Annotated in this window: 22 protein-coding genes; all 22 read left to right on the top strand. The window is 71.0% G+C overall.

What is annotated here, in order from left to right; genetic code table 11:
- Positions 1-34 precede the first annotated feature (34 nt).
- Positions 35-664, top strand: coding sequence for a 30S ribosomal protein S4 (rpsD, locus tag NNL39_RS12045; protein ID WP_255159518.1), 630 nt, complete (start codon positions 35-37; stop codon positions 662-664).
- Positions 665-777: 113 nt separating this feature from the next.
- Positions 778-1,005 carry a hypothetical protein gene (locus NNL39_RS12040; protein ID WP_255159517.1) on the top strand — a complete coding sequence of 76 codons (228 nt, stop codon included), beginning with the start codon at positions 778-780 and terminating at the stop codon, positions 1,003-1,005.
- A 53-nt stretch (positions 1,006-1,058) separates the two neighbouring features.
- On the top strand, positions 1,059-3,716 hold the full coding sequence (gene alaS, locus NNL39_RS12035; RefSeq protein WP_255159516.1) for an alanine--tRNA ligase: 2,658 nt from the start codon (positions 1,059-1,061) through the stop codon (positions 3,714-3,716).
- A 2-nt stretch (positions 3,717-3,718) separates the two neighbouring features.
- Entirely contained in the window at positions 3,719-4,189 is a 471-nt protein-coding gene (gene ruvX / locus NNL39_RS12030) for a Holliday junction resolvase RuvX (RefSeq protein ID WP_255159515.1), read from the top strand.
- On the top strand, positions 4,186-5,454 hold the full coding sequence (gene mltG, locus NNL39_RS12025) for an endolytic transglycosylase MltG (protein WP_255159514.1): 1,269 nt from the start codon (positions 4,186-4,188) through the stop codon (positions 5,452-5,454). The genes ruvX and mltG overlap by 4 nt, the downstream gene beginning before the upstream one ends.
- Positions 5,455-5,464: 10 nt before the next feature.
- On the top strand, positions 5,465-6,283 hold the full coding sequence (locus NNL39_RS12020; RefSeq protein ID WP_255159513.1) for a shikimate dehydrogenase: 819 nt from the start codon (positions 5,465-5,467) through the stop codon (positions 6,281-6,283).
- A gap of 47 nt (positions 6,284-6,330) precedes the next feature.
- Positions 6,331-7,536, top strand: coding sequence for a chorismate synthase (gene aroC / locus NNL39_RS12015; protein ID WP_255159512.1), 1,206 nt, complete (start codon positions 6,331-6,333; stop codon positions 7,534-7,536).
- Positions 7,529-8,077, top strand: a complete 549-nt coding sequence (locus NNL39_RS12010; protein WP_255159511.1) for a shikimate kinase — start codon at positions 7,529-7,531, stop codon at positions 8,075-8,077. Before aroC ends, NNL39_RS12010 begins: the two co-directional genes overlap by 8 nt.
- Entirely contained in the window at positions 8,074-9,150 is a 1,077-nt protein-coding gene (gene aroB / locus NNL39_RS12005) for a 3-dehydroquinate synthase (RefSeq protein ID WP_255159510.1), read from the top strand. The genes NNL39_RS12010 and aroB overlap by 4 nt, the downstream gene beginning before the upstream one ends.
- Before the next feature lie 25 nt (positions 9,151-9,175).
- Positions 9,176-9,619: a type II 3-dehydroquinate dehydratase gene (gene aroQ / locus NNL39_RS12000; RefSeq protein WP_255159509.1), complete on the top strand. Its 444-nt coding sequence runs from the start codon at positions 9,176-9,178 to the stop codon at positions 9,617-9,619.
- 94 nt (positions 9,620-9,713) lie between these two features.
- Positions 9,714-10,277, top strand: a complete 564-nt coding sequence (gene efp, locus NNL39_RS11995) for an elongation factor P (protein WP_255159508.1) — start codon at positions 9,714-9,716, stop codon at positions 10,275-10,277.
- The gene (gene nusB / locus NNL39_RS11990; protein ID WP_255159507.1) at positions 10,277-10,693 is read left to right on the top strand and encodes a transcription antitermination factor NusB; all 417 of its coding nucleotides are present in this window, start codon (positions 10,277-10,279) and stop codon (positions 10,691-10,693) included. The genes efp and nusB overlap by 1 nt, the downstream gene beginning before the upstream one ends.
- A 103-nt stretch (positions 10,694-10,796) precedes the next feature.
- A complete protein-coding gene (locus NNL39_RS11985) occupies positions 10,797-11,612 on the top strand; it encodes an ABC transporter ATP-binding protein (RefSeq protein ID WP_255159506.1) in 816 nt (271 codons plus the stop codon).
- A 72-nt stretch (positions 11,613-11,684) separates the two neighbouring features.
- Entirely contained in the window at positions 11,685-12,713 is a 1,029-nt protein-coding gene (locus NNL39_RS11980; RefSeq protein ID WP_255159505.1) for an aliphatic sulfonate ABC transporter substrate-binding protein, read from the top strand.
- A 2-nt stretch (positions 12,714-12,715) separates the two neighbouring features.
- Positions 12,716-13,606 (top strand): ABC transporter permease, encoded by an 891-nt coding sequence (locus tag NNL39_RS11975; protein ID WP_255159504.1) that lies wholly within the window; start codon positions 12,716-12,718, stop codon positions 13,604-13,606.
- 67 nt (positions 13,607-13,673) lie between these two features.
- Positions 13,674-14,204, top strand: coding sequence for a bifunctional pyr operon transcriptional regulator/uracil phosphoribosyltransferase PyrR (pyrR, locus tag NNL39_RS11970; RefSeq protein ID WP_255159503.1), 531 nt, complete (start codon positions 13,674-13,676; stop codon positions 14,202-14,204).
- The gene (locus NNL39_RS11965; protein WP_255159502.1) at positions 14,201-15,172 is read left to right on the top strand and encodes an aspartate carbamoyltransferase catalytic subunit; all 972 of its coding nucleotides are present in this window, start codon (positions 14,201-14,203) and stop codon (positions 15,170-15,172) included. The genes pyrR and NNL39_RS11965 overlap by 4 nt, the downstream gene beginning before the upstream one ends.
- Positions 15,169-16,500 (top strand): dihydroorotase, encoded by a 1,332-nt coding sequence (locus tag NNL39_RS11960; protein ID WP_255159501.1) that lies wholly within the window; start codon positions 15,169-15,171, stop codon positions 16,498-16,500. The genes NNL39_RS11965 and NNL39_RS11960 overlap by 4 nt, the downstream gene beginning before the upstream one ends.
- Entirely contained in the window at positions 16,493-17,014 is a 522-nt protein-coding gene (locus NNL39_RS11955) for a PH-like domain-containing protein (RefSeq protein ID WP_255159500.1), read from the top strand. The genes NNL39_RS11960 and NNL39_RS11955 overlap by 8 nt, the downstream gene beginning before the upstream one ends.
- Entirely contained in the window at positions 17,011-18,159 is a 1,149-nt protein-coding gene (carA, locus tag NNL39_RS11950) for a glutamine-hydrolyzing carbamoyl-phosphate synthase small subunit (RefSeq protein ID WP_255159499.1), read from the top strand. Before NNL39_RS11955 ends, carA begins: the two co-directional genes overlap by 4 nt.
- Positions 18,159-21,443, top strand: a complete 3,285-nt coding sequence (gene carB, locus NNL39_RS11945) for a carbamoyl-phosphate synthase large subunit (protein WP_255159498.1) — start codon at positions 18,159-18,161, stop codon at positions 21,441-21,443. The genes carA and carB overlap by 1 nt, the downstream gene beginning before the upstream one ends.
- Positions 21,440-22,264 (top strand): orotidine-5'-phosphate decarboxylase, encoded by an 825-nt coding sequence (gene pyrF, locus NNL39_RS11940; RefSeq protein ID WP_255159497.1) that lies wholly within the window; start codon positions 21,440-21,442, stop codon positions 22,262-22,264. The genes carB and pyrF overlap by 4 nt, the downstream gene beginning before the upstream one ends.

Below are 22,264 nucleotides of genomic sequence, written 5' to 3'. Positions count from 1 at the left end.
CTGAAATTCTCGGCCACGCCCATGGAAGGAAACCGTGTCTACCAAGTCACGCACTCGCAGCAAGACCCGCCTCTCCCGCGCGCTCGGCATCGCCCTCACCCCGAAGGCCGCCAAGTACCTCGAGAAGCGCCCCTACGCTCCCGGTGAGCACGGCCGCACCAAGCGCAAGGCCGACAGCGACTACGCCGTTCGTCTGCGCGAGAAGCAGCGTCTCCGCGCCCAGTACGGCATCCGCGAGGCCCAGCTCAAGATCGCGTTCAACGAGGCCCGCCGCTCGGCCGGCCTGACGGGTGAGAACCTCGTCGAGCTGCTCGAGATGCGTCTCGACGCCCTCGTGCTGCGCTCGGGCTTCGCCCGCACCACGGCGCAGGCGCGCCAGATGGTCGTGCACCGTCACATCATGGTCGACGGCCAGCTCGTCGACCGCCCCTCGTTCCGCGTCAAGCCGGGTCAGCTGATCCACGTCAAGCCGCGCTCCGAGGGCACCGAGCCGTTCCAGGTCGCGGCCGCCGGCGGTCACGTCGACGTGCTGCCCAAGGTTCCGGCCTACCTCGAGGTCGAGCTCGACAAGCTGCAGTCGCGCCTCGTGCGCCGCCCCAAGCGCGCCGAGGTCCCCGTGACCTGCGAAGTGCAGCTCGTCGTCGAGTACTACGCCGCGCGCTAGTCGCTCGCATCACGCTCCGTCGAACGGGGGTCCGGCCAGTGGCCGGGCCCCCGTTCGCGTTCGGCCGCTAGGCTGGGAGCCCACCACATCCGACTTCTCACGAGGGAGCACCCATGAAGAACGCCGCCTGGCTCATCGTCGGCATTGCGCTCGGCTTCGTCGCCGCCCACCAGGTCTCGAAGACCCCGCAGGGCAAGCAGTTCTTCGACGACGTCGACGCCAAGGCCCGCGAGTTCGGCTCGGCCGTCGTCGACGGCTACAAGCAGCGCGAGGCCGAGTTGCGTGCCGCCGTCGCCGAGGCCGAAGACACCATCGCCGACCTCACCAGCCGCCTCAAGTAGCCGGCGGGGCTCCGCGCCCCGCCCCTTTTCGACTCAGGACGCCACAGCCCCTCATGCAGACCGCCGACATCCAGCGCCGGTGGCTCGAGTTCTTCGGAACCCGCGGTCACACGGTCGTGCCCTCCGCCTCCCTCGTCAGCGACGACCCGACGCTGCTCTTCACGGTCGCCGGCATGGTGCCGTTCGTGCCCTACCTCACGGGCGTCGTGCCCGCGCCCTACCCGCGCGCGACGAGCGTGCAGAAGTGCATCCGCACGAACGACATCGAAGAGGTCGGCAAGACGCCGCGCCACGGCACGTTCTTCCAGATGAACGGCAACTTCTCGTTCGGCGACTACTTCAAGGAAGGCGCGATCGGGTACGCCTGGGAGCTGCTGACGACGTCGCAGAGCGACGGCGGCCTCGGCTTCGACGAGAAGGACCTCTGGGTCACCGTCTACAAGGACGATGACGAGGCCATCGCGCTCTGGAAGAAGATCGCGGGCCTGCCCGACGACCGCATTCAGCGCCTCGACATGGACACCAACTACTGGTCGACCGGCCAGCCCGGCCCCGCTGGCCCCTGCTCGGAGATCTTCTTCGACCGCGGGCCCGCGTACGGCGTCGACGGCGGTCCCGCGACGGATGACGACCGCTACGTCGAGATCTGGAACCTCGTCTTCATGCAGTACCTGCGCGGCGAGGGCACGGGCAAGAACGACTTCGAGATCCTCGGCGAGCTGCCGAACAAGAACATCGACACCGGCATGGGCATGGAGCGCGTCGCGTTCCTCACGCAGGGCGTCGAGAACATGTACGAGATCGACCAAGTGCGTCCGGTGCTGGATGCCGCGGCCGAGCTCTCCGGGCGCCGCTACGGCGCCGACCACGGCGACGACGTGCGCATGCGCGTCATCGCCGACCACGTGCGCTCGTCCCTCATGCTCATGACGGATGGCGTCGCACCGGGCAACGAGGGCCGGGGCTACATCTTGCGCCGCCTGCTGCGGCGGAGCATCCGCGCCATGCGGTTGCTCGGGGTCGACGCGCCGAGCTTCGACGTGCTCTTCGCCGCCTCGCGCGACGCGATGAGCGCCGCCTACCCCGAGATCACCGAGCACTACGACCGCGTCTCGCGGCTCGCACTCGGTGAGGAGGAGGCGTTCCTGCGTACGCTCGCGGCCGGCACCACGATCCTCGACCTCGCCGTGGCCGAGACGACCGCGTCGGGCGCGTCGACCCTGCCGGGAGACACGGTCTTCCAGCTACACGACACCTTCGGCTTCCCGCTCGACCTCACGCTCGAGATGGCCGAGGAGAACGGCCTCACGGTCGACCGCGCCGAGTTCGACCGCCTCATGGCCGAGCAGCGCACGCGCGCGAAGGCCGACGCGAAGTCGAAGAAGGGTGCGCTGGCCGACCTCGGCGTGTACGGCGAGTTCCGCGCCGCGGGCGAGACCGCGTTCCTCGGCTACGACGAGCTGCAGGCCGAGACGACGGTGCTCGGCATCCTCGTCGGCGGCCAGAGCGTGCCGGTCGCGCAGGCCGGCGACATCGCCGAGGTGATCCTCGCCGAGACGACGCTCTACGCGGAGTCGGGCGGTCAGGACAGCGATGAGGGCGCGATCGTCGGCACCGGCTTCGACCTCGAGGTGCTCGACGTGCAGAAGCCCGTCAAGGGGCTCATCAGTCACACCGTTCAGGTGCGCTCGGGCGAGGTGCACGTCGGCGATGCCGCGACGACGCAGGTCGACCCGGTCTACCGCCGCTCGGCCACGCAGGCGCACTCGGCGACCCACGTGATCCACGCGGCGCTGCGGCAGACGCTCGGCAGCGATGCGCACCAGTCGGGCTCGTACAACAAGGCCGGCTACATGCGCCTCGACTTCAGCTGGAACCAGGCGCTCAGCCCGGCGACCCGCAGCGAGATCGAAGAGATCAGCAACATCGCCGTGCGCGACAACCTGCCCGTCTCGACGCGCGTGATGGCGCTCGACGAGGCCAAGTCGCTCGGCGCGATGGCGCTGTTCGGCGAGAAGTACGGCGACACCGTGCGCGTCGTCGATATCGGCGGCCCGTGGTCGCGCGAGCTCTGCGCGGGAACCCACGTGGCAGCCTCGGCCGAGATCGGCATGATCAGCCTCGTCAGCGAATCGTCGGTCGGCTCGACCAACCGCCGCGTCGAGGCGCTCGTCGGCCTCGAGGCCTTCCGCGAGTTCGCCGCCGAGCGCGCGCTCGTGCAGCAGCTCACGAGTTCGCTCAAGACGCCGCGCGACCAACTCGCCGACCGCATCGCCGACCTGAGCGCACAGCTCAAGGCGGCCGAGAAGACGATCGCGCAGTACGAGTCGGCGCGCCTGACCGAACGCGTACCCGCGCTTGTCGCTGCGGCGACGACGCTCGGCGGCTACACGGTCGTGGCCGAGAACCTCGGCGCGCTGGGGTCAGCCGACGATGTGCGGATGCTCGCCACGAGCGTGCGCGGCCGCCTGAACGACGGCCCCACGGTCGTCGTGCTCGCCGCCGAGGTCGCGGGCAAGGCCACGGTCATCGTCGCGACGACGCCGGCGGCGCGCGACGCCGGCGCGAAGGCCGGGGCGCTCGCGCGCACCGCCTCGGGCGTGCTCGGCGGCGGCGGCGGCGGCAAGGACGACCTCGCCCAGGGCGGGGGCGTCGACCCCTCGGCGATCCCCGCGGCGATCGAAGCCGTGCTGGCCGAGCTGCGGCACTGATCGTGCGCACGGGCGTGCGGCTCGGCATCGACGTGGGCCGTGCCCGCGTCGGCGTCGCGCGCAGCGACCCGCACGGCATGCTCGCGACGCCGGTGGAGACGCTCGCCCGGCGCGAGGAGCCCGTGGGCAGCATCCGGAGTCTCGTCATGGAGCACGAGGCGATCGAGGTGATCGTGGGCGTCCCGCTGTCGCTCAGCGGCGCCGAGACGGCGTCGACGGCCGACTCGCGCGACATCGCCGAGCAGCTCGCCGCGGTTCTGCCGGTGCCCGTGCGCCTCGTCGATGAGCGGTTGACGACCGTGAGCGCCGCGCGCGGATTGCGCGAGGCGGGGCGAACGGCGAAGAACTCGCGCTCCGTGGTCGACCAGGCCGCCGCTGTTATCCTGCTCCAGCACGCCCTCGACCTCGAGCGCTCGACCGGGAACCCGCCCGGCGCGCTCGTCGAGCCGCACGAAGGACGACCGACCGCGTGACCGATAACGATCCCTGGGACGCCATCTTCCGCTCGCAGCCGAGCGAGCCGGGCGCCGCGCCGAGCGCGCCCGCGACGACGGCGACGGCGCCGAGCGACGGCGAGGCCCCGGCCAGCCGTCGGGCCGCGCGCGAGAGCGAATCGCGTCGGGGCGGCGGGCGCGGTCGCGGCACGGCGGGTGGCGCGCCGCGCCGACGTCGGCGGTGGCCCTGGGTCGTGCTCGGCATCCTCTCGTTGCTCGCCGGCATCGCCGCGGCCGGGGCGTGGTACGTCTGGACGAACTACGAGGAGCAAGTGCGCGAGGTGCTCGGCTGGGAACTGCCGAACGACTACGCGGGCACCGGGAACGGCACGGAGGTGCTCGTGACCATCTACTCGGGAGAGATCGGCGCCGATGTCGCGACGTCGCTCGTCGAGCAGGGCGTGACCATGACCTTCGATGCGTTCTACGATCTGCTGCTCGCGGACGACTCCATCGCGTTCATCCCGGGCACCTACCGCCTGCAGGAGGAGATGTCGGCGCAGTCGGCGCTGGATGCGCTGCTCGACCCGGCCAACAAGGTGGAGCTGAGCGCCACCGTGCGCGAGGGTCTGCGCGCGGGTGAGGTCATCGAGGCGCTCTCGGCGGGCACCGGCCTGCCGCTCGCGGACTACGAGGCGGCCATCGCCGATCCCTCGATCTACGGCATCCCCGACGTCGCCCCGAACATCGAGGGCTACCTGTTCCCCGCGACCTACACCTTCGAGCCGAACACGACCGCCGAAGACCACATCCGCACGCTCGTCGACGAGATGTTCTCGCGCCTCGATGCGGCAGGGGTCGCGGTCGAGGATCGCCACACGGTGCTGACGAAGGCCTCGCTCATCCAGCGCGAAGCCCGACTGGCCGACGACTTCTACCGGGTGTCGCGCGTGATCGAGAACCGGCTCGCCGACGGCTGGCGGCTCGAGTTCGATTCGTCGACGCAGTACGGCGCGGGGGAGACGGGCTCGGTGTGGTCGAGCGGCGACGCCCTCGATGCCGACAACCCGTACAACACCTACGTCATCGAGGGGCTGCCGATCGGGCCGATCGCGGCACCGGGCGACGTCGCGATCGACGCGGTGCTCAACCCCGCCGACGGTCCCTGGTTCTTCTTCGTGACGGTCAACCTCGCGACGGGCGAGACGAAGTTCTCCGAGACGATCGGGCAGCACGAGGAGGGCGTGGCGCAGCTGCGCGCCTGGTGCCGGGCGAGTGAGGAGAATGCGGCCTACTGTGCCTAGGCGTCTCGGGGTGCTCGGGCACCCCGTCGAGCACTCGCTCTCGCCCGTGCTGCACACGGCCGCCTACCGGCAGCTCGGCCTCGACTGGCGGTACGACCGGCACGAGGTGCGCGAGCATGAGCTGCGCGGCTTCGTCGACGGTCTCGACCGCAGCTGGCGGGGGCTGTCGGCGACGATGCCGCTCAAGGAGGAGCTGTACCGTCTCGCCGACGAATGGGACGACGCCGTCTCGCTGACCGGCGCCGCGAACACCCTCCTGCTGGCCGACGACGGACGCCGCATCGTGCGCAACACCGATGTCGCTGGCATCGAGCGGTCGCTGCTCGATGCCGGGCTCGAGAACGCACGGCACGCCGTCGTCGCGGGAGCGGGAGCCACGGCCCGCTCGGTGCTCGTGGCGCTCGACGGCCTCGGGGTGCGCAGCGCAACCGTCGCCGTGCGCGAACCCGCCCGCACCGCAGCGCTCGCGCAGCTTGCCGACGATCTGGGGCTCGAGCTCGACGTGGTGCGGCTCGGCGATCTCGAGCACGTCGTCGAAGGTGCCGACGTGGTCGCGTGGACGCTTCCGAACGGCGTCGGTCTGCGCCAGCAGTTGCCGTTCGACGCCCGCACCACGGCGGTCGCGCTCGACGTGACCTACCACCCCTGGCCGGGACCGCTCGCCGCCCAGTGGCTCGAGGTCGGTGGGCGCGTGGCCTCGGGGCGCGACATGCTGCTGCACCAGGCCGTGCGCCAGGTGCGGTTCTTCGTCTCGGGCCAGACCGATTCGCCGCTCGGCGATGAGGCGGGTGTCGAGGCCGCGATGCGCGCGGCGCTCGACGCCGTCTGAGGCGGCTCGCGGCATCCTGCCTCCATCGATCATGGGAGGATGGGGGCATGCTGCGCTGGTTGACCGCCGGGGAATCCCACGGCCCTGAATTGATCGCCGTGCTCGAGGGGATGCCCGCGGGCGTGCCCGTGCTGCGCGAGGCCATCCAGGCCGACATGCAGCGCCGCAAGCTCGGCTACGGGCGCGGTGCCCGCATGAAGTTCGAGCAGGACGAGCTGACGATCTCGGGTGGCGTGCGCCACGGGCGGAGCATGGGCAGCCCCATCGCCCTACGCATCGGCAACACCGAGTGGCCCAAGTGGACGACCATCATGAGCGCCGACCCGGTCGACCCGGCCGAGCTGACCGGCGCGCGCGGTGCGCCGCTCACGCGGCCGCGCCCCGGCCACGCCGACCTCGTCGGCATGCAGAAGTACGGATTCGACGAGTCGCGCCCCGTGCTCGAGCGCGCGAGTGCGCGAGAGACGGCGGCGCGCGTCGCGCTCGGCGCGGTCGCGCGATCGTTCCTCGGCGAGCTCGGCATCCGCCTCGTCGCCCACACGCTCGCGATCGGGCCGGTACGCGTGCCCGATGACGCGCCCCTGCCGCTGCCCGACGACGTCGATCGCCTCGACGCCGATCCGCTGCGGTGCCTGCACCCCGAGACGAGCGCGGCCATGGTCGCGGAAGTCGACGCGGCCCACAAGGAGGGCGACACCCTGGGCGGCGTCGTCGAGGTGCTCGCCTATGGCGTGCCGCCGGGGCTCGGCTCCTACGTGCACTGGGACCGCCGTCTCGACGCCAAGCTCGCCGCTGCGCTCATGGGCATCCAGGCCATCAAGGGTGTCGAGGTCGGCGACGGCTTCGAGACCACGCGCCGCCGTGGCTCGGCCGCGCACGACGAGCTCGTCGTCGACGACGGCCGCATTGAGCGGCTGAGCGATCGCGCGGGCGGCACCGAGGGCGGCATGAGCACGGGAACCGTGCTGCGCGTGCGTGCGGGCATGAAGCCCATCGCGACCGTGCCGCACGCACTGCGCACCGTCGACACCTCGACGGGCGAGGCCGCCCCCGCTCACCACCAGCGCTCCGACGTGTGCGCCGTGCCCGCCGCGGGCGTCGTCGCCGAGGCCATGGTCGCGCTCGTGCTCGCCGAGGCCGTGCTCGAGAAGTTCGGGGGCGACTCGATCGCCGAGACCCGCCGCAACTTCGAGGGCTACCTCGCGGCGATGCCCGCGACCCTCACGACGGCGGTCTCCGACGGTCGTGGCTGACGCCGTCGAACCCGGGCCCGTTCGCGGCCCGCTCGTCGTGCTCATCGGCCCTCCGGCCGCCGGGAAGTCGCGCGTCGGCAAGCGCCTGGGGCGCATCCTCGAAGCACCGTTCATCGACACCGACAAGCAGATCGTCGCCGCAAACGGCCCGATCCCCGAGATCTTCGCGACGCGGGGGGAGGCCGCGTTCCGCGCCCTCGAGGCCGACGCGGTCGCGGAAGCGCTGCGGCAGCCCGGCGCGGTCGTCTCGCTCGGCGGGGGCGCCGTCATGACGCCGAGCATCGCCGAGGCCGTGGATGGCCTGCCGGTCGTGCTGCTCACGATCAGCCCCGAGGCGGCCGCCGAGCGGCTCGACCCCGAGACCCGTCCGCTCGTGCGCGACGGCATCGGCGCCTGGGTCGACCTTGTCGCGAGCCGGATGCCGACCTACACCGCCCTCGCCGTCGCCACGTGGGACACCTCGTCGCGCCCCATCGACCACATCGCCGAAGAGATTGCCGAGTGGGCGTGCGACCGCGCCGCCGCGGCCGGAGGATCATGACCGACATCACCGTCATCCCCGTCACGGGAGCCTCGTCCTACGACGTCCGCGTCGGCCGCGGACTGGTCGCCGACCTGGCCGCCGTGCTGCCGCCCGCGGCCGCGAAGGTGCTCGTCATCCATGCTCCGCCGCTCGCCGCGCAGGCCGAGGCGCTGCGCGAGCAGCTCGCGGGCCGCGTCGAGGTGCTGCTCGCCGAGGTGCCCGATGCTGAGGGCGCGAAGCGCATCGAGGTCGCCGCCTTCTGCTGGCAGATCATGGGCCAGACCGATTTCACGCGCACGGATGCCGTGGTCGGCCTGGGCGGGGGAGCCACGACCGATCTCGCCGGCTTCGTCGCCGCCACCTGGCTGCGCGGCGTCGCGGTCGTGCAGGTTCCGACGACCGTGCTCGGCATGGTCGACGCCGCCGTGGGCGGAAAAACCGGCATCAACACGGCGGAGGGCAAGAACCTCGTCGGTGCGTTCTGGGCGCCCTCCGCGGTGATCGTCGATCTCGACCTGCTCGCCGAGCTGCCGCAGAACGAGATCCTCGCGGGGTTCGCCGAGGTCGTGAAGTGCGGTTTCATCGCCGACCCGGTCATCCTCGAGCTGCTCGAGGCCGATGTGAGCGTCGCGACCGACCGCGAGAGCCCGATCTTCCGCGAGCTCATTGAGCGCAGCATCCGGGTCAAGGCCGCCGTCGTGAGCGACGACTTCACCGAGCAGGGCCAGCGCGAGATCCTGAACTACGGGCACACGCTCGGCCACGCGATCGAGCACGCCGAGCGCTACCGCTGGCGGCACGGCGCGGCGATCGCGATCGGCATGGTCTTCGCCGCCGAGCTCTCGCACCTCGCCGGCTCGCTGCCGGCCGAGCAGGTCGACCGCACGCGCCGCATCCTCGCCTCGTTGACGCTGCCGACCGGCTATCCGCTGGGCCGCTGGAAGACCCTGCTCGCCACGATGCAGCGCGACAAGAAGACCCGCGCCGGCATGCTGCGCTTCATCGTGCTCGACGACGTCGCCCGCCCGCGCGTGCTCAACGGCACCGACGAGTCGATGCTCTTCGCCGCCTACCAGGAGGTGGGGGAGTGAGCTCGCGCGCCGGTAGGGTGACGCCATGACCGCCGTCACCCGCGTGCTCGTGCTCAACGGGCCCAACCTCAACCGTCTCGGCACGCGCGAGCCCGCAATCTACGGCACGGCGACGCTCGACGAGCTGCGCTCCGAGCTCGGCGCCGCGGCCGAGGGGGTCGAGATCGACCTGCGACAGTCCAACGATGAGGCCGAGCTCATCGGCTGGCTGCATGAGGCGGTGGATGCTCGCACGCCGGTCATCCTGAACCCTGCGGCCTTCACGCACTACAGCTACGCACTGCGGGACGCGGTCGCCCTCGTGACCGAGGCGGGCATCCCGGTGATCGAAGTGCACCTGTCGAACCCGCACGCGCGCGAGGAGTTCCGGCACACGAGCGTCATCTCGGGGGTTGCGACGGGGGTCATCGCGGGCTTCGGGTTCGGCTCGTACCGCCTCGCGCTCGACCACCTGCTGCGCCTGCCGTAAGGGCAGTCGCGCGCCCGTCGACTAGACTTTCGCGGCGGCGCGCTCGCGCGTGCCCGACCCCACTGCTTCTCACCGGAACGGAACTCTCGAACTCATGGCGACCACGAACGACATCAAGAACGGCAGCGTGCTCAACCTCGACGGGCAGCTGTGGAACGTCATCGAGTTCCAGCACGTCAAGCCGGGCAAGGGCGGCGCCTTCGTGCGCACGAAGATGCGCAACGTCATGAGCGGCAAGGTCGTCGACAAGACGTTCAACGCGGGCACCAAGGTCGAGTTCGCAACGGTCGACCGCCGCGACTACCAGTACCTGTACCAGGACGGCGCCGACTACGTGTTCATGGACACGACCGACTACGAGCAGGTCACCGTGCCGGCCTCGGTCGTCGGCGATGCCGCGAACTTCATGCTCGAGAACCAGATCGTGACGATCGCCATGAACGAGGGTGCCGCGCTCTACCTCGACCTGCCGGCCTCGGTCGTGCTCGAGGTCACCTACACCGAGCCGGGCCTGCAGGGCGACCGCTCGACGGGCGGCACGAAGCCCGCGACGCTCGAGACGGGGTACGAGATCCAGGTGCCGCTGTTCCTCGAGACGGGCACGAAGGTCAAGGTCGACACCCGGTCGGGTGACTACCTGGGCCGCGTCAGCGAGTAGTGAGCGCCCGCAGCAAGGCCCGCAAGCGGGCTCTCGACATGCTCTACATCGCCGATGTGCGGCAGGTGCCGATCGCCGAGGTTCTCGGCGATGAGGCTCGCCGGGCAGCCGCGGCGCCGCAGCGCGCCTCGAGCTGGCCGTACGCCGAGCAGATCGTGCGCGGTGTCGACGAGGCGCGCCACGAGATCGACGCCCTTATCGAGCAGCACGCCGTGGGATGGACCCTCGCGCGCATGCCCGTCGTCGACCGCGCCATCCTGCGCATGGCCACCTGGGAGCTGCGCGACAACCCCGAGATCCCCACGGCCGTGGCGATCGCCGAGGCCATGGAGCTCGCGAGCGTGCTCTCGACCGACGACAGCGCCCCCTTCGTGAACGGCGTGCTCGGCTCGATCGCCGACGACGTCCGCGCCTGAGCCGGGGGCGTCTGTGACGCCTGTGTGACGTTGTGTTGCACTCCGTGTCGTCGCGTGTCGAGCCGGTTTGCCGCGGCGCGAACACCGCTCGTACGGTGGCGTCATGTCGTCCCCCTCGCGCACGTCCGTCGCAGCATCCCCGGCTCTGCCGGTCTCGCTGCGCGGCATCGGCCGCACCTTCCCCGCGGCACGCGGTGGCGAGGCTCGCACGGTGCTGCGTGACGTGCAGCTGGAGATCGCCCCGGGCGAGATCGTCGCCCTGCTCGGCCCCTCGGGCTGCGGCAAGTCGACCCTGCTGCGCCAGATCAGCGGGCTCGACCGTCCGACCGCCGGCACGCTGACGATCGATCGCACTCCCGTGACGCCCGCCGACCAGCGGTCGGCTGTCGCCTTCCAAGAGCCGCGCCTGCTGCCCTGGCGCACGGTGGCGCGCAACGTCGAGCTCGGCCTGCCGCGCGGCGTCGACCGCCCTCAGGGGGCCGCGCGTGTCGCCGAACTGCTCGAACTCGTGCAGCTGAGCCACGCGGCGAGCCTGAAGCCGCGGGAGATCTCGGGCGGCATGGCCCAGCGCGTTTCGCTCGCCCGGGCTCTCGCGCGCGGTCCGGGCGTCCTGCTGCTCGACGAGCCCTTCGGGGCGCTGGATGCTCTGACCCGGTTGACGATGCAGGATCTGCTCGTCGACATCCACCGGGCCGAGCCGGCGACGATCGTGCTCGTCACGCACGATGTCGACGAGGCCCTGGCCCTCGCCGATCGGGTCGTGCTGCTCGGGACCCGCCACGACCGGCCCGGCGCCACGATCAGCATGATCCTCGACGTGCCGGGTGCGCGACCGCGCGACCGCGCGTCGGTCGTGCTCACGCGCCTCCGGGCGAAGCTCCTCGATGCGCTCGGCGTGCCGAGCCATCACGGCGGCTAGCCGCCCCTCGACCGCACCACCCGCACCTCCACCCCACCACCCGGTCATCCGACCGATCACCGAAAGGCCATCATGAGCACCCGCACCCGTCTGACCCTGCTGACCGCGACCGTCGCCGTGTCCGCCATGGCCATGACCGGCTGCGTCGCCGGTGAGGGCGCCTCGACCGGCACACCCGCCGAGGGTTCGGAGTGGTCGGACACGACGCTGACCCTCGACTTCGCGACGTACAACCCCTTGAGCCTCATCATCAAGGACCAGGGGTGGCTCGAAGCCGAGCTCGGCGATGACGTGACGGTCGAGTGGGTGCAGTCGGCCGGCTCGAACAAGGCCAACGAGGCCCTGCGCGCCGGCGCCATCGACGTGGGCTCGACGGCGGGCTCCGCCGCGCTGCTCGCGCGGTCGAACGGAAGCCCCATTCAGGCGATCAGCATCTACACGCAGCCGAATTGGGCGGCGATCGCCGTGCCGACCGGCAGTGACATCACCGAGGTCGCCGACCTCGTGGGGCGCACGGTCGCCGCGACGAAGGGCACCGACCCGTACTTCTTCCTGCTGCAGGCGCTGGCCGAGGCGGGGCTCTCGCTCTCCGACATCAGCCTGCAGAACCTGCAGCACGCCGATGGCAAGACCGCGCTCGAGACCGGGGCGGTCGACGCGTGGTCGGGGCTCGACCCGCTCCTCTCGACGTCGGTCTACAACGGCGCCGCCGAGATCATCTACGACAACGTCGACTTCAACTCCTACGGCTTCCTCAACGCGACGGAGGAGTTCATCGCCGCGAACCCCGACCTCGCGCAGCTCGTCGTCAACGCCTACGAGAAGGCGCGCGCGTGGGCGCTCGAGAACCCGGAGGAGACCGCGGCGATCCTCGCCGAGGTCGCGGGCATCGATATCGCGATCGCCGAGGCGACGATCGCCCGCACGGTCATCGACATCGACAACGTGCCCGGTCAGACGCAGCGCGATGTGCTCGCGATCATCGGCCCGATCTTCGTCGAGAGCGGCGATGTACCGAACCAGCAGCTCATCGACGACGCGCTCGACGCCCTGTTCAACGACACCTTCGCCGTGGCCGCCGATCCGGATGCGATCGGCTAAGCATGAGCTTCGACGAACGCGGCGGCGTTCCCGTCCGGCGCCCCTCCACCGAGGGGCGCCGTTCGGCGTCGCTCTTCCAGTTCGTGAGCAGCTTCGGCTACTCCGCCGCGGGAACCGCGATCTCCGAGAGCTCGCGGTCGCGGGCGACGATCGGAACCGTTCTGCTCGGGCTCGTCGTCCCCGTTCTGATCCTCGCGACCTGGTGGATCGCGGCCGAGTCGCCGAGCGTGCCCGACTACCTGCTGCCCTCGCCGCCTCAAGTGGTGCTGGCGGGTGTCGAGCTCGCCGAGTCCGGGCTGCTCGGCACATACATCCTGATCTCGCTGCAGCGCGTGCTGATCGGCTTCGCGATCGGCGCATCAATCGGACTCGCGATCGGCGCGCTCGTCGGCCTGTCGCCGCTCGCCTCGAAGCTGCTCAACCCGACGCTCGGCGCGTTGCGCGCGGTGCCCTCACTCGCCTGGTTGCCGCTGCTCGTCATCCTCATGGGCATCTTCGAGCCTCCGAAGATCACCCTCATCGCGATCGGAGCCGCCTTCCCGGTGTTCACGACCGTGGCGGGAGCCCTGCGACACGTTGATCCCCACCTCGTCGAGGCGGGTCGCGCCTTCGGACTCACGCGGTTTCGGCTGCTGACCGCCGTGCAGCTTCCGGCCGTCGTGCCCTCGGTCGTCTCGGGCCTGCGGCTCGCGCTCGTGCAGTCATGGCTGTTCCTCGTGGCGGCCGAGCTTGCGGGCTCGTCGATGGGGCTCGGGTTCCTGCTCATCGACTCGCAGAACAACGGGCGGATCGACCGCCTGTTCCTCGCGATCATCCTGCTCGGCGTCCTGGGCAAGACCACCGACGCGATCGTCGGCATCGGAGAGCGCGCCCTGCTCAAGCGCTGGGGCTGATCGGGCTAGACTGAGCGCGTTCGACGTCCTTTAACCACCGTCCTGTGAGGCGGGAAAGGAGGTCAGAGTGGTCGCACGCACCGTGCTGCACGACGCTGACATCACGCGCGCTCTGCGCCGCATCGCCCACGAGGTTCTCGAGAGCCGGCGCGGCGACGGCCGCCTCGTGTTCCTCGGCATCCCGACCCGCGGGGCCACGCTCGCCGACCGCATTCAGCGCATCGTTGAGGAGATCGAGCCGGGCGTCTCGACCGCCGGAGCACTCGACATCACGCTCTACCGCGACGACCTTGCCCGCACTCCGACGCGCACTCCCGCGCCGACGCGCATTCCCGCCGACGGCATCGACGACGCGATCGTCGTCCTCGTCGACGACGTGCTGTACTCGGGCCGCACTATCCGCGCCGCGCTCGACGCGCTGGTCGACCACGGGCGGCCCCGCGTCGTGCGCCTCGCGGTGCTCGTCGATCGCGGGCACCGCGAGCTGCCCATCCGCGCCGATTTCGTCGGCAAGAACCTGCCGTCGGCCACGAGCGAGCGGGTCTCGGTGCACCTCGTCGAGATCGACGGGGTCGATGAGGTGACGATCAAGCCATGAAGCATCTGCTGAGCACGCGTGACCTCGATCGTGAGACCGCCATCCGCATCCTCGATGTCGCGGAGGACATGGCGCAGACCGCCGACCGGGAGGTGCGCAAGCTTCCGCCGCTGCGCGGCAAGACGGTCGTCAACCTGTTCTTCGAAGACTCGACGCGCACGCGCCTCTCGTTCGAGTCGGCTGCCAAGCGCTTGAGCGCCGACGTCATCACCTTCAGCGCGAAGGGTTCGAGCGTCTCGAAGGGCGAGAGCCTGAAGGACACCGCCCAGACGCTCGCGGCGATGGGTGCCGATGCGATCGTCGTGCGGCACCACGACTCCGGTGCCGCGCATCAGCTCGCCCACGCCGGCTGGATCGACGCCGCCATCATCAACGCCGGCGATGGCACGCACGAGCACCCGACCCAGGCGCTGCTCGACGCCTACACAATCCGTGCCCGACGGTTCGGGGCTGAGGCCCGCGGGCGCGATCTTGCGGGCCTGCGCGTCGCGATCGTCGGGGACATCCTGCACTCGCGCGTCGCCCGCTCGAACGTCTGGCTGCTCACGACGCTCGGCGCCGACGTGCACCTCGTCGCCCCGCGGACCCTGCAGCCGCACGGCGTCGCGCAGTGGCCCGTCACGGTGCACGAGCACCTCGACGACGCGCTCGCGAGCGCTCCCGACGCGGTCATGATGCTGCGCATCCAGAGCGAGCGCATGCGCGACGCGTACTTCCCCTCCGCCCGCGAGTACGCGCGCGTCTGGGGACTCACCGCTGAGCGGCTCGCACTCCTCGGCCCCGATACGATGGTCATGCACCCCGGCCCGATGAATCGGGGACTGGAGATCTCGTCCGCCGCTGCCGACTCCGAGAGGTCGACGGTGCTCGCTCAAGTCACGAACGGGGTGTCGATCCGCATGGCCGTGCTCTACCTGCTCGTCGCCGGCTCCACCGGCACCGCCGAGCCGACGGGGGGCGAGGGATGACCGGCCTCCTCATTCGGGGTGCCGCGATGCTCGGCGCGCACGCAGAAGACCTCCGTGTGCGCGACGGACTCATCGCCGCTCGCGGATCGCTCTCGCCCGAGTCGGACGAGCACGTGATCGACGCCCGAGGGCTCGTCGCCCTCCCCGGACTCGTCGACCTGCACACGCACCTGCGCGAGCCCGGGGGAGAAGCGAGCGAGACGGTGCTCACCGGCACGCGCGCGGCCGCCGCGGGCGGCTTCACGGCCGTGCACGCGATGGCCAATACCTCGCCCGTCGCCGACACCGCGGGCGTCGTCGAGCAGGTGCAGCGGCTCGGGCAGCGCCACGGTTACGCCGACGTGCGGCCCGTCGGAGCGGTGACGGTCGGTCTCGCAGGCGAGCAGCTCGCTGAGATCGGCGCCATGGCGCGGTCGGAGGCGCGCGTGCGCGTGTTCAGCGACGACGGGATGTGCGTGCATGACCCCTTGCTCATGCGCCGCGCGCTCGAGTACGTCGCGACGTTCGACGGCGTCGTCGCCCAGCACGCGCAAGAGCCCCGACTGACGGCGGGCGCCCAGATGAACGAGGGCGTGCTGTCGGGCGAGCTCGGCCTCGCCGGCTGGCCCGCCGTGGCCGAGGAGTCGATCATCGCCCGCGATGTGTTGCTCGCCGAGCACGTCGGCGCGCGCCTGCACGTGTGCCATCTCTCCACCGCCGGCTCGGTCGACGTCGTGCGCTGGGCGAAGGCCCGCGGCATCGCCGTGACGGCCGAGGTCACTCCCCACCACCTGCTGCTGACCGAGGATCTCGCGCGCGGATACGACGCGCGCTTCAAGGTCAACCCGCCGCTGCGCCGCGACGAGGATGTGCTCGCCCTGCGCGCCGCTCTCGCCGACGGCACGATCGACATCGTCGCGACCGACCACGCCCCGCACCCCGTCGAGGCAAAGGAGTGCACGTGGGCCGAGGCGGCCTTCGGCATGGTCGGCCTCGAGTCGGCGCTCAGCGTGGTGCAGCAGGCCGTCGTCGATACGGGGATGCTCAGCTGGGCCGATGTCGCCCGCGTGCTCTCGAGCGCGCCGGCACGCATCGGGCGGCTCGAGGGCTACGCGCATCCGCTCGAGATCGGCTCGCCCGCCAACATCACCCTCCTGGACCCGTCGCACGCGCGCGAGTGGAGCACGGCCGACCTGCGGGGCCGCAGCACCAATACCCCGTACACCGGGCGGCAGCTTCCCGGCCGCGTCGTGCACACGGTGCACCGCGGCGTGCTGACCGTCGACGACGGAGCCCTCGTCGAACCCGAGGCCGTCGCGGCCGCTCACCAGGAGGTCGCCCGTGGATAGGCTGCTGCCCACGCTCATCATCGCCGCCGTCATCCTCGGCGTCTTCGTGCTCATGCTGCTCGGCTGGCGCGCCCGCATGCGTCGCCAGGCCGGGCTGCCGCGCCCGACGCCCGCTCCCGCGACACTCGCGCCCGCATCCATCGTCGCCGACGGCTGGTACGTCGCGACGACGGCCGCCGACGAGCCCCTGGAGCGCGTCGCGGTGCACGGGCTCGGGTTCCGCGCGCGGGCGACCGCGAGCGTGCATCCCGAGGGCCTCGTGCTGACCGTGCGCGGTCAGCAGGCGATCCTCATCGAGCCCGCCGCGCTGCGCGGGGCCGGTCGCGCCACCTGGGCGATCGACCGCGTCGTCGAGCGAGACGGCCTCGTGCTCATCGGGTGGATGCTCGGCGCGACCCCCGTCGACAGCTACTTGCGCATCCCCGAGGCGGCCGACGCGGCCGCCCTTGTCGCCGCCCTGCAGGCACTGACTCCCGCTCCCGCCACCGACCCCGCAGAAGGAATCGCATCGTGACCAGTTCCCCGGCCGTGCTCGTGCTCGAAGACGGCACCCGTTACGTCGGCCGCCGCTACGGCGCCGAGGGTCGCACCGTCGGGGAGGCGGTCTTCGCCACCGGCATGAGCGGCTACCAAGAGACGCTCACCGACCCGAGCTACGCGGGCCAGATCGTCGTCATGACGGCGCCGCACATCGGCAACACCGGCATGAACGACGACGACCCCGAGTCGCGGCGCATCTGGGTCGAGGGGTTCGTCGTGCGCGACCCCGCCCGCCGCGTCTCGAACCACCGCGCGACGCGCAGCCTCGACGACGACCTCGAGGGCCAGAGCATCGTCGGCATCAGCGGCATCGACACGCGCGCGCTCACGCGCCGCATCCGCGAGAGCGGGGCGATGCGCGCCGGCATCTTCTCGGGCGTCGACGCCGCCCTGAGCGACGACGAGCAGCTCGCGATCGTGCGGTCGTCGGCCGAGATGACGGGCCGCAACCTGTCGGCCGAGGTCTCGGTCGAGTCGGCCACCGTCATCCCCGCCGACGGGCCGTCGATCGGCCGCCTGGCTGTGCTCGACCTCGGCGTGAAGGAGTCGACGCTGCGCCAGCTGGCTCAGCGCGGCTTCGAGGTGCACGTACTGCCGCAGTCGGTGACGCTCGACGAGCTGCGGGCGATCGAGCCGGTCGCCGTCTTCTACTCGAACGGCCCCGGCGACCCCGCGGCGAGCGCCGCCCACGTCGAACTGCTGCAGGGAGTGCTGCGCGAGGGCCTGCCCTTCTTCGGCATCTGCTTCGGCAACCAGCTGCTCGGCCGCGCGCTCGGCTTCGGCACCTACAAGCTGCCCTACGGGCACCGCGGCATCAACCAGCCCGTGCTCGACAAGGCGACCGGCCGCATTGAGATCACCGCCCACAACCACGGCTTCGCGGTGGATGCCCCGCTCGAGGGGGTGGTGGTCAGCCCGGCGGGCTTCGGTCGCGTCGAGGTGAGCCACATCGGGCTCAACGACCAGGTCGTCGAGGGCCTCCGCGCGCTCGACATCCCCGCCTTCTCGGTGCAGTACCACCCCGAGGCGGCGGCCGGCCCGCACGACTCCACGTATCTGTTCGACCGGTTCCGCGAGCTCGTCGTGGCCCACACCTCGACCCCGAAGGCCAGCAACTGATGCCCAAGCGCGACGACATCAACAGTGTCCTGGTGATCGGCTCCGGCCCGATCGTCATCGGCCAGGCGGCCGAGTTCGACTACTCGGGTACTCAGGCCTGCCGTGTACTGCGCGCGGAGGGCATCCGCGTCATTCTCGTCAACTCCAACCCGGCGACGATCATGACGGACCCCGACTTCGCCGATGCGACCTACATCGAGCCGATCACTCCCGAGGTGATCGAGGCGATCATCGCGAAAGAGAAGCCGGATGCGGTGCTCCCGACCCTCGGCGGCCAGACGGCCCTCAACGCGGCCATCGCGCTGCACGAGCGGGGCATCCTCGCGAAATACGACGTCGAGCTGATCGGGGCCTCGTTCGAGGCGATCCACAAGGCGGAGGACCGTCAGCTGTTCAAGCAGCTCGTGCTCGACGCGGGTGCCGACGTGGCGCGCAGTCACATCGCCCACACGGTCGACGAGGCTGTCGCGTTCGCCGACGACCTCGGTTACCCCCTCGTCATCCGGCCGTCGTTCACGATGGGCGGCCTCGGTTCGGGCTTCGCGCAGAACCGTGAGCAGCTCGTCCGGATGGTGACCGACGGCCTCCACCAGTCGCCGACGACCGAAGTGCTGCTCGAGGAGTCGATCCTGGGCTGGAAGGAGTACGAGCTCGAGCTCATGCGCGACAACGCCGACAACACGGTCGTCGTGTGCTCGATCGAGAACGTCGACCCCGTCGGCGTGCACACGGGCGACTCGATCACGGTCGCGCCCGCACTCACGCTCACCGACCGCGAGTATCAGAACCTGCGCGACATCGGCATCCGCATCATCCGCGACGTGGGCGTCGACACGGGCGGCTGCAACGTGCAGTTCGCGGTCGACCCGGCGACGGGCCGGGTGATCGTCATCGAGATGAACCCGCGCGTCTCGCGCTCGAGCGCGCTGGCCTCGAAGGCCACGGGCTTCCCGATCGCGAAGATCGCCGCGAAGCTCGCGATCGGGTACCGGCTCGACGAGATCCCCAACGACATCACGAAGGTCACGCCCGCGAGCTTCGAGCCGACGCTCGACTACGTCGTCGTGAAGGTTCCGCGGTTCGCATTCGAGAAGTTCCCGGGCGCCGATGTCGAGCTCACGACGACCATGAAGTCGGTCGGCGAGGCGATGGCGATCGGCCGCAACTACTCCACCGCCCTGCAGAAGGCACTGCGCAGCCTCGAGAAACGCGGCAGCAGCTTCCACTGGACCGGCGAGCCCGGCGACAAGGATGCTCTGATCGCCGCCGCCCGCATCCCCACCGACGGCCGCATCGTCACCGTGCAACAGGCGATGCGCGCGGGCGCGAGCATCGACGAGCTCTTCACCGCCACCGGGATCGACCCGTGGTTCCTCGATCAGATGGTGCTCATCAACGAGGTCGCTGACGAGATCGCCGCCGCCCCTGCCCTGACCGGTGACGTCATCCGTCACGCGAAGGATCACGGGTTCAGCGACGCGCAGATCGCCGAGCTGCGCGGGCTCGACGAGGCCGCTGTGCGGGAGGCGCGCTGGGCGGCGGGGGTGCGGCCCGTCTTCAAGACCGTCGACACGTGCGCGGGCGAGTTCCCGGCGCTCACGCCGTACCACTACTCGAGCTACGACGACGAGACGGAGGTCGCCCCGAGCGACGCCCGCAAGGTCGTGATCCTGGGCTCGGGCCCGAACCGCATCGGCCAGGGCATCGAGTTCGACTACAGCTGCGTGCACGCGAGCTTCGCGCTGCGCGACGCCGGGTTCGAGACGATCATGATCAACTGCAACCCCGAGACGGTCTCGACCGACTACGACACGAGCGACCGCCTCTACTTCGAGCCGCTCACGCTCGAAGACGTGCTCGAGGTGATCCACGCCGAATCGGCGACCGGCGAGCTCGTGGGCGTCGTGGTGCAGCTCGGCGGCCAGACCGCCCTCGGCCTCGCGCACGGGCTCGAGCGCGCGGGCATCCCGATCCTCGGCACGAGCCCCGACGCGATCGACCTGGCGGAGGAGCGGGGGGCGTTCTCGCGCATCCTCGACGAGGCCGGCCTCACCTCTCCGCGCAACGGCACGGCGACGGACGTCGACAGCGCTGTCTCGATCGCCGAGGGCATCGGCTACCCCGTGCTCGTGCGCCCGAGCTTCGTGCTCGGCGGGCGCGGCATGGAGATCGTGTACGACAGCGCGAGCCTCGTCGACTACTTCGACCGGGTGAAGGATCAGGCGATCATCGGGCCCGAGCAGCCGCTGCTCGTCGACCGGTTCCTCGACGACGCCGTCGAGATCGACGTCGACGCGCTCTACGACGGCGATGAGCTCTACATCGGCGGCATCATGGAGCACATCGAGGAGGCCGGCGTGCACTCGGGCGACTCGGCCTGCACCTTGCCGCCCGTGACGCTCGGCGCCTCGGTCATCGACCGCGTGCGCGAGGCGACCCGGGGCATCGCCGCGGGCATCGGCGTGCGGGGCCTCATCAACGTGCAGTTCGCGATCGGGGCGGGAGTGCTGTACGTGCTCGAGGCCAACCCGCGCGCCTCGCGCACGGTGCCGTTCGTGTCGAAGGCGCTCGGCATCCCGCTCGCGAAAGCGGCCTCGCTCGTGATGACGGGCCGCAGCATCCGCTCGCTCGTCGCCGACGGCCTGCTGCCGGCCGGCGACGGCTCGAGCGTGCCGCTCGACGCGCCGGTTGCGGTCAAGGAAGCGGTGCTGCCGTTCAAGCGGTTCCGCACGCGCGAGGGCGTCATCGTCGACTCGGTGCTCGGGCCCGAGATGCGCTCGACCGGCGAGGTCATGGGCATCGACCGCGACTTCCCGCGCGCCTTCGCCAAGAGCCAGGACGCCGCCTACGGCGGGCTGCCGAAGCACGGCGTCGTGTTCGTCTCGGTCGCCGACCGCGACAAGCGCGCGGTCGTGCTGCCCGCGCTGCGTCTGCACCAGCTCGGTTTCGAGCTGTGGGCGACCGAGGGCACGAACGAGGTGCTGGCGCGCTACGGCATCGCCGCGCGCGTCGTGCGCAAGCACAGCGGGGCGGCCGACGGCGAGCCCTCGATCGTCGATCTCATCAACGCGGGCGAGGTCGACATCGTCATCAACACGCCCTCGGGCCGATCGGCGCGCGCCGACGGCATCGAGATCCGCACGGCGACCGTCGCGGCCGACAAGCCGCTGTTCACGACGATCGCGACGGTCGGTGCCGCGGTCGCCTCGCTCGAGACCGCCACCGAGCCGGTGACGGTGACGAGCCTGCAGGACTACGCGATCGCCCGGGCGGCGCGCGCATGATGCCCTTCGGCGAGCGGTTGCAATCGGTCGTGGATGCTCACGGTCGGTTGTGCTTGGGGCTCGACCCGCACGCCTCGCTGCTCGAGCAGTGGGGCCTCGCCGACGACGCTCAGGGTGCGCGCTCGCTCGCGATGACCGCGATCGACGCGGCGCACGGCCGGGTCGGGATCGTCAAACCGCAGGCCGCATTCTTCGAGCGCTTTGGCGCGGCGGGCTACGCCGTGCTCGAGGAGGTCATTCGCACCGCGCGCGACGCGGGGTTCCTCGTGATCGCCGATGTCAAGCGCGGCGACATCGGCTCGACGGCGGCCGCCTACGGCGAGGCGTGGCTCGCGCCCGGATCGCCGCTCGAGTCCGACGCGATGACCGCCGTCGCCTATCAGGGCCTGGGGTCGCTCGACCCCGTCATCGACCTCGCACATCAGCACGGGAAGGGCGTCTTCGTGCTCACGGCGACCTCCAACCCCGAAGGGCGCGGGGTTCAGCAGTCGGTGAGCGGCAGCGGCCGGTCCGTTGCCGGGCAGCTCGCCCGGGACGTGGCCGTGCGCAACGCGTCGGCGCGCGGGTGGGGGTCGATCGGCGTCGTCATCGGCGCGACCGAACCCATTACCGCGAGCGGCATCGACCCCGTGCTGCTGCAGCACACGCCCGTGCTCGGCCCGGGCTTCGGCTACCAGGGCTCACGACTGGGCGACCTCGCGAGCGTTTACGGCGTCGCCGCCGGCTCCGTCATCCCGACGGTGACCCGCAGCGTGCTCTCGGCCGGACCCGACGGCCTCGCGGCGGCCCTCGACGCCCACCGGGCGGAGCTCGCCGCGTGA

Source organism: Microcella humidisoli, from assembly GCF_024362325.1.
In the GTDB taxonomy this organism is placed as follows: Bacteria; Actinomycetota; Actinomycetes; order Actinomycetales; family Microbacteriaceae; genus Microcella; species Microcella humidisoli.
The sequence above is the reverse complement of the archived record's forward strand: the minus strand, read 5'-3'. Positions and strand labels throughout refer to the sequence as shown.

Bases quoted from the DNA above. Each gene is read 5' to 3' on its own strand.
- NNL39_RS12040 (WP_255159517.1), top strand. From the start codon at position 778: ATGAAGAACGCCGCCTGGCTCATCGTCGGCATTGCGCTCGGCTTCGTC.
- alaS (WP_255159516.1), top strand. From the start codon at position 1,059: ATGCAGACCGCCGACATCCAGCGCCGGTGGCTCGAGTTCTTCGGAACC.
- aroC (WP_255159512.1), top strand. From the start codon at position 6,331: ATGCTGCGCTGGTTGACCGCCGGGGAATCCCACGGCCCTGAATTGATC.
- aroB (WP_255159510.1), top strand. From the start codon at position 8,074: ATGACCGACATCACCGTCATCCCCGTCACGGGAGCCTCGTCCTACGAC.
- aroQ (WP_255159509.1), top strand. From the start codon at position 9,176: ATGACCGCCGTCACCCGCGTGCTCGTGCTCAACGGGCCCAACCTCAAC.
- efp (WP_255159508.1), top strand. From the start codon at position 9,714: ATGGCGACCACGAACGACATCAAGAACGGCAGCGTGCTCAACCTCGAC.
- NNL39_RS11985 (WP_255159506.1), top strand. From the start codon at position 10,797: ATGTCGTCCCCCTCGCGCACGTCCGTCGCAGCATCCCCGGCTCTGCCG.
- NNL39_RS11980 (WP_255159505.1), top strand. From the start codon at position 11,685: ATGAGCACCCGCACCCGTCTGACCCTGCTGACCGCGACCGTCGCCGTG.
- NNL39_RS11975 (WP_255159504.1), top strand. From the start codon at position 12,716: ATGAGCTTCGACGAACGCGGCGGCGTTCCCGTCCGGCGCCCCTCCACC.
- NNL39_RS11965 (WP_255159502.1), top strand. From the start codon at position 14,201: ATGAAGCATCTGCTGAGCACGCGTGACCTCGATCGTGAGACCGCCATC.
- NNL39_RS11960 (WP_255159501.1), top strand. From the start codon at position 15,169: ATGACCGGCCTCCTCATTCGGGGTGCCGCGATGCTCGGCGCGCACGCA.
- carB (WP_255159498.1), top strand. From the start codon at position 18,159: ATGCCCAAGCGCGACGACATCAACAGTGTCCTGGTGATCGGCTCCGGC.
- pyrF (WP_255159497.1), top strand. From the start codon at position 21,440: ATGATGCCCTTCGGCGAGCGGTTGCAATCGGTCGTGGATGCTCACGGT.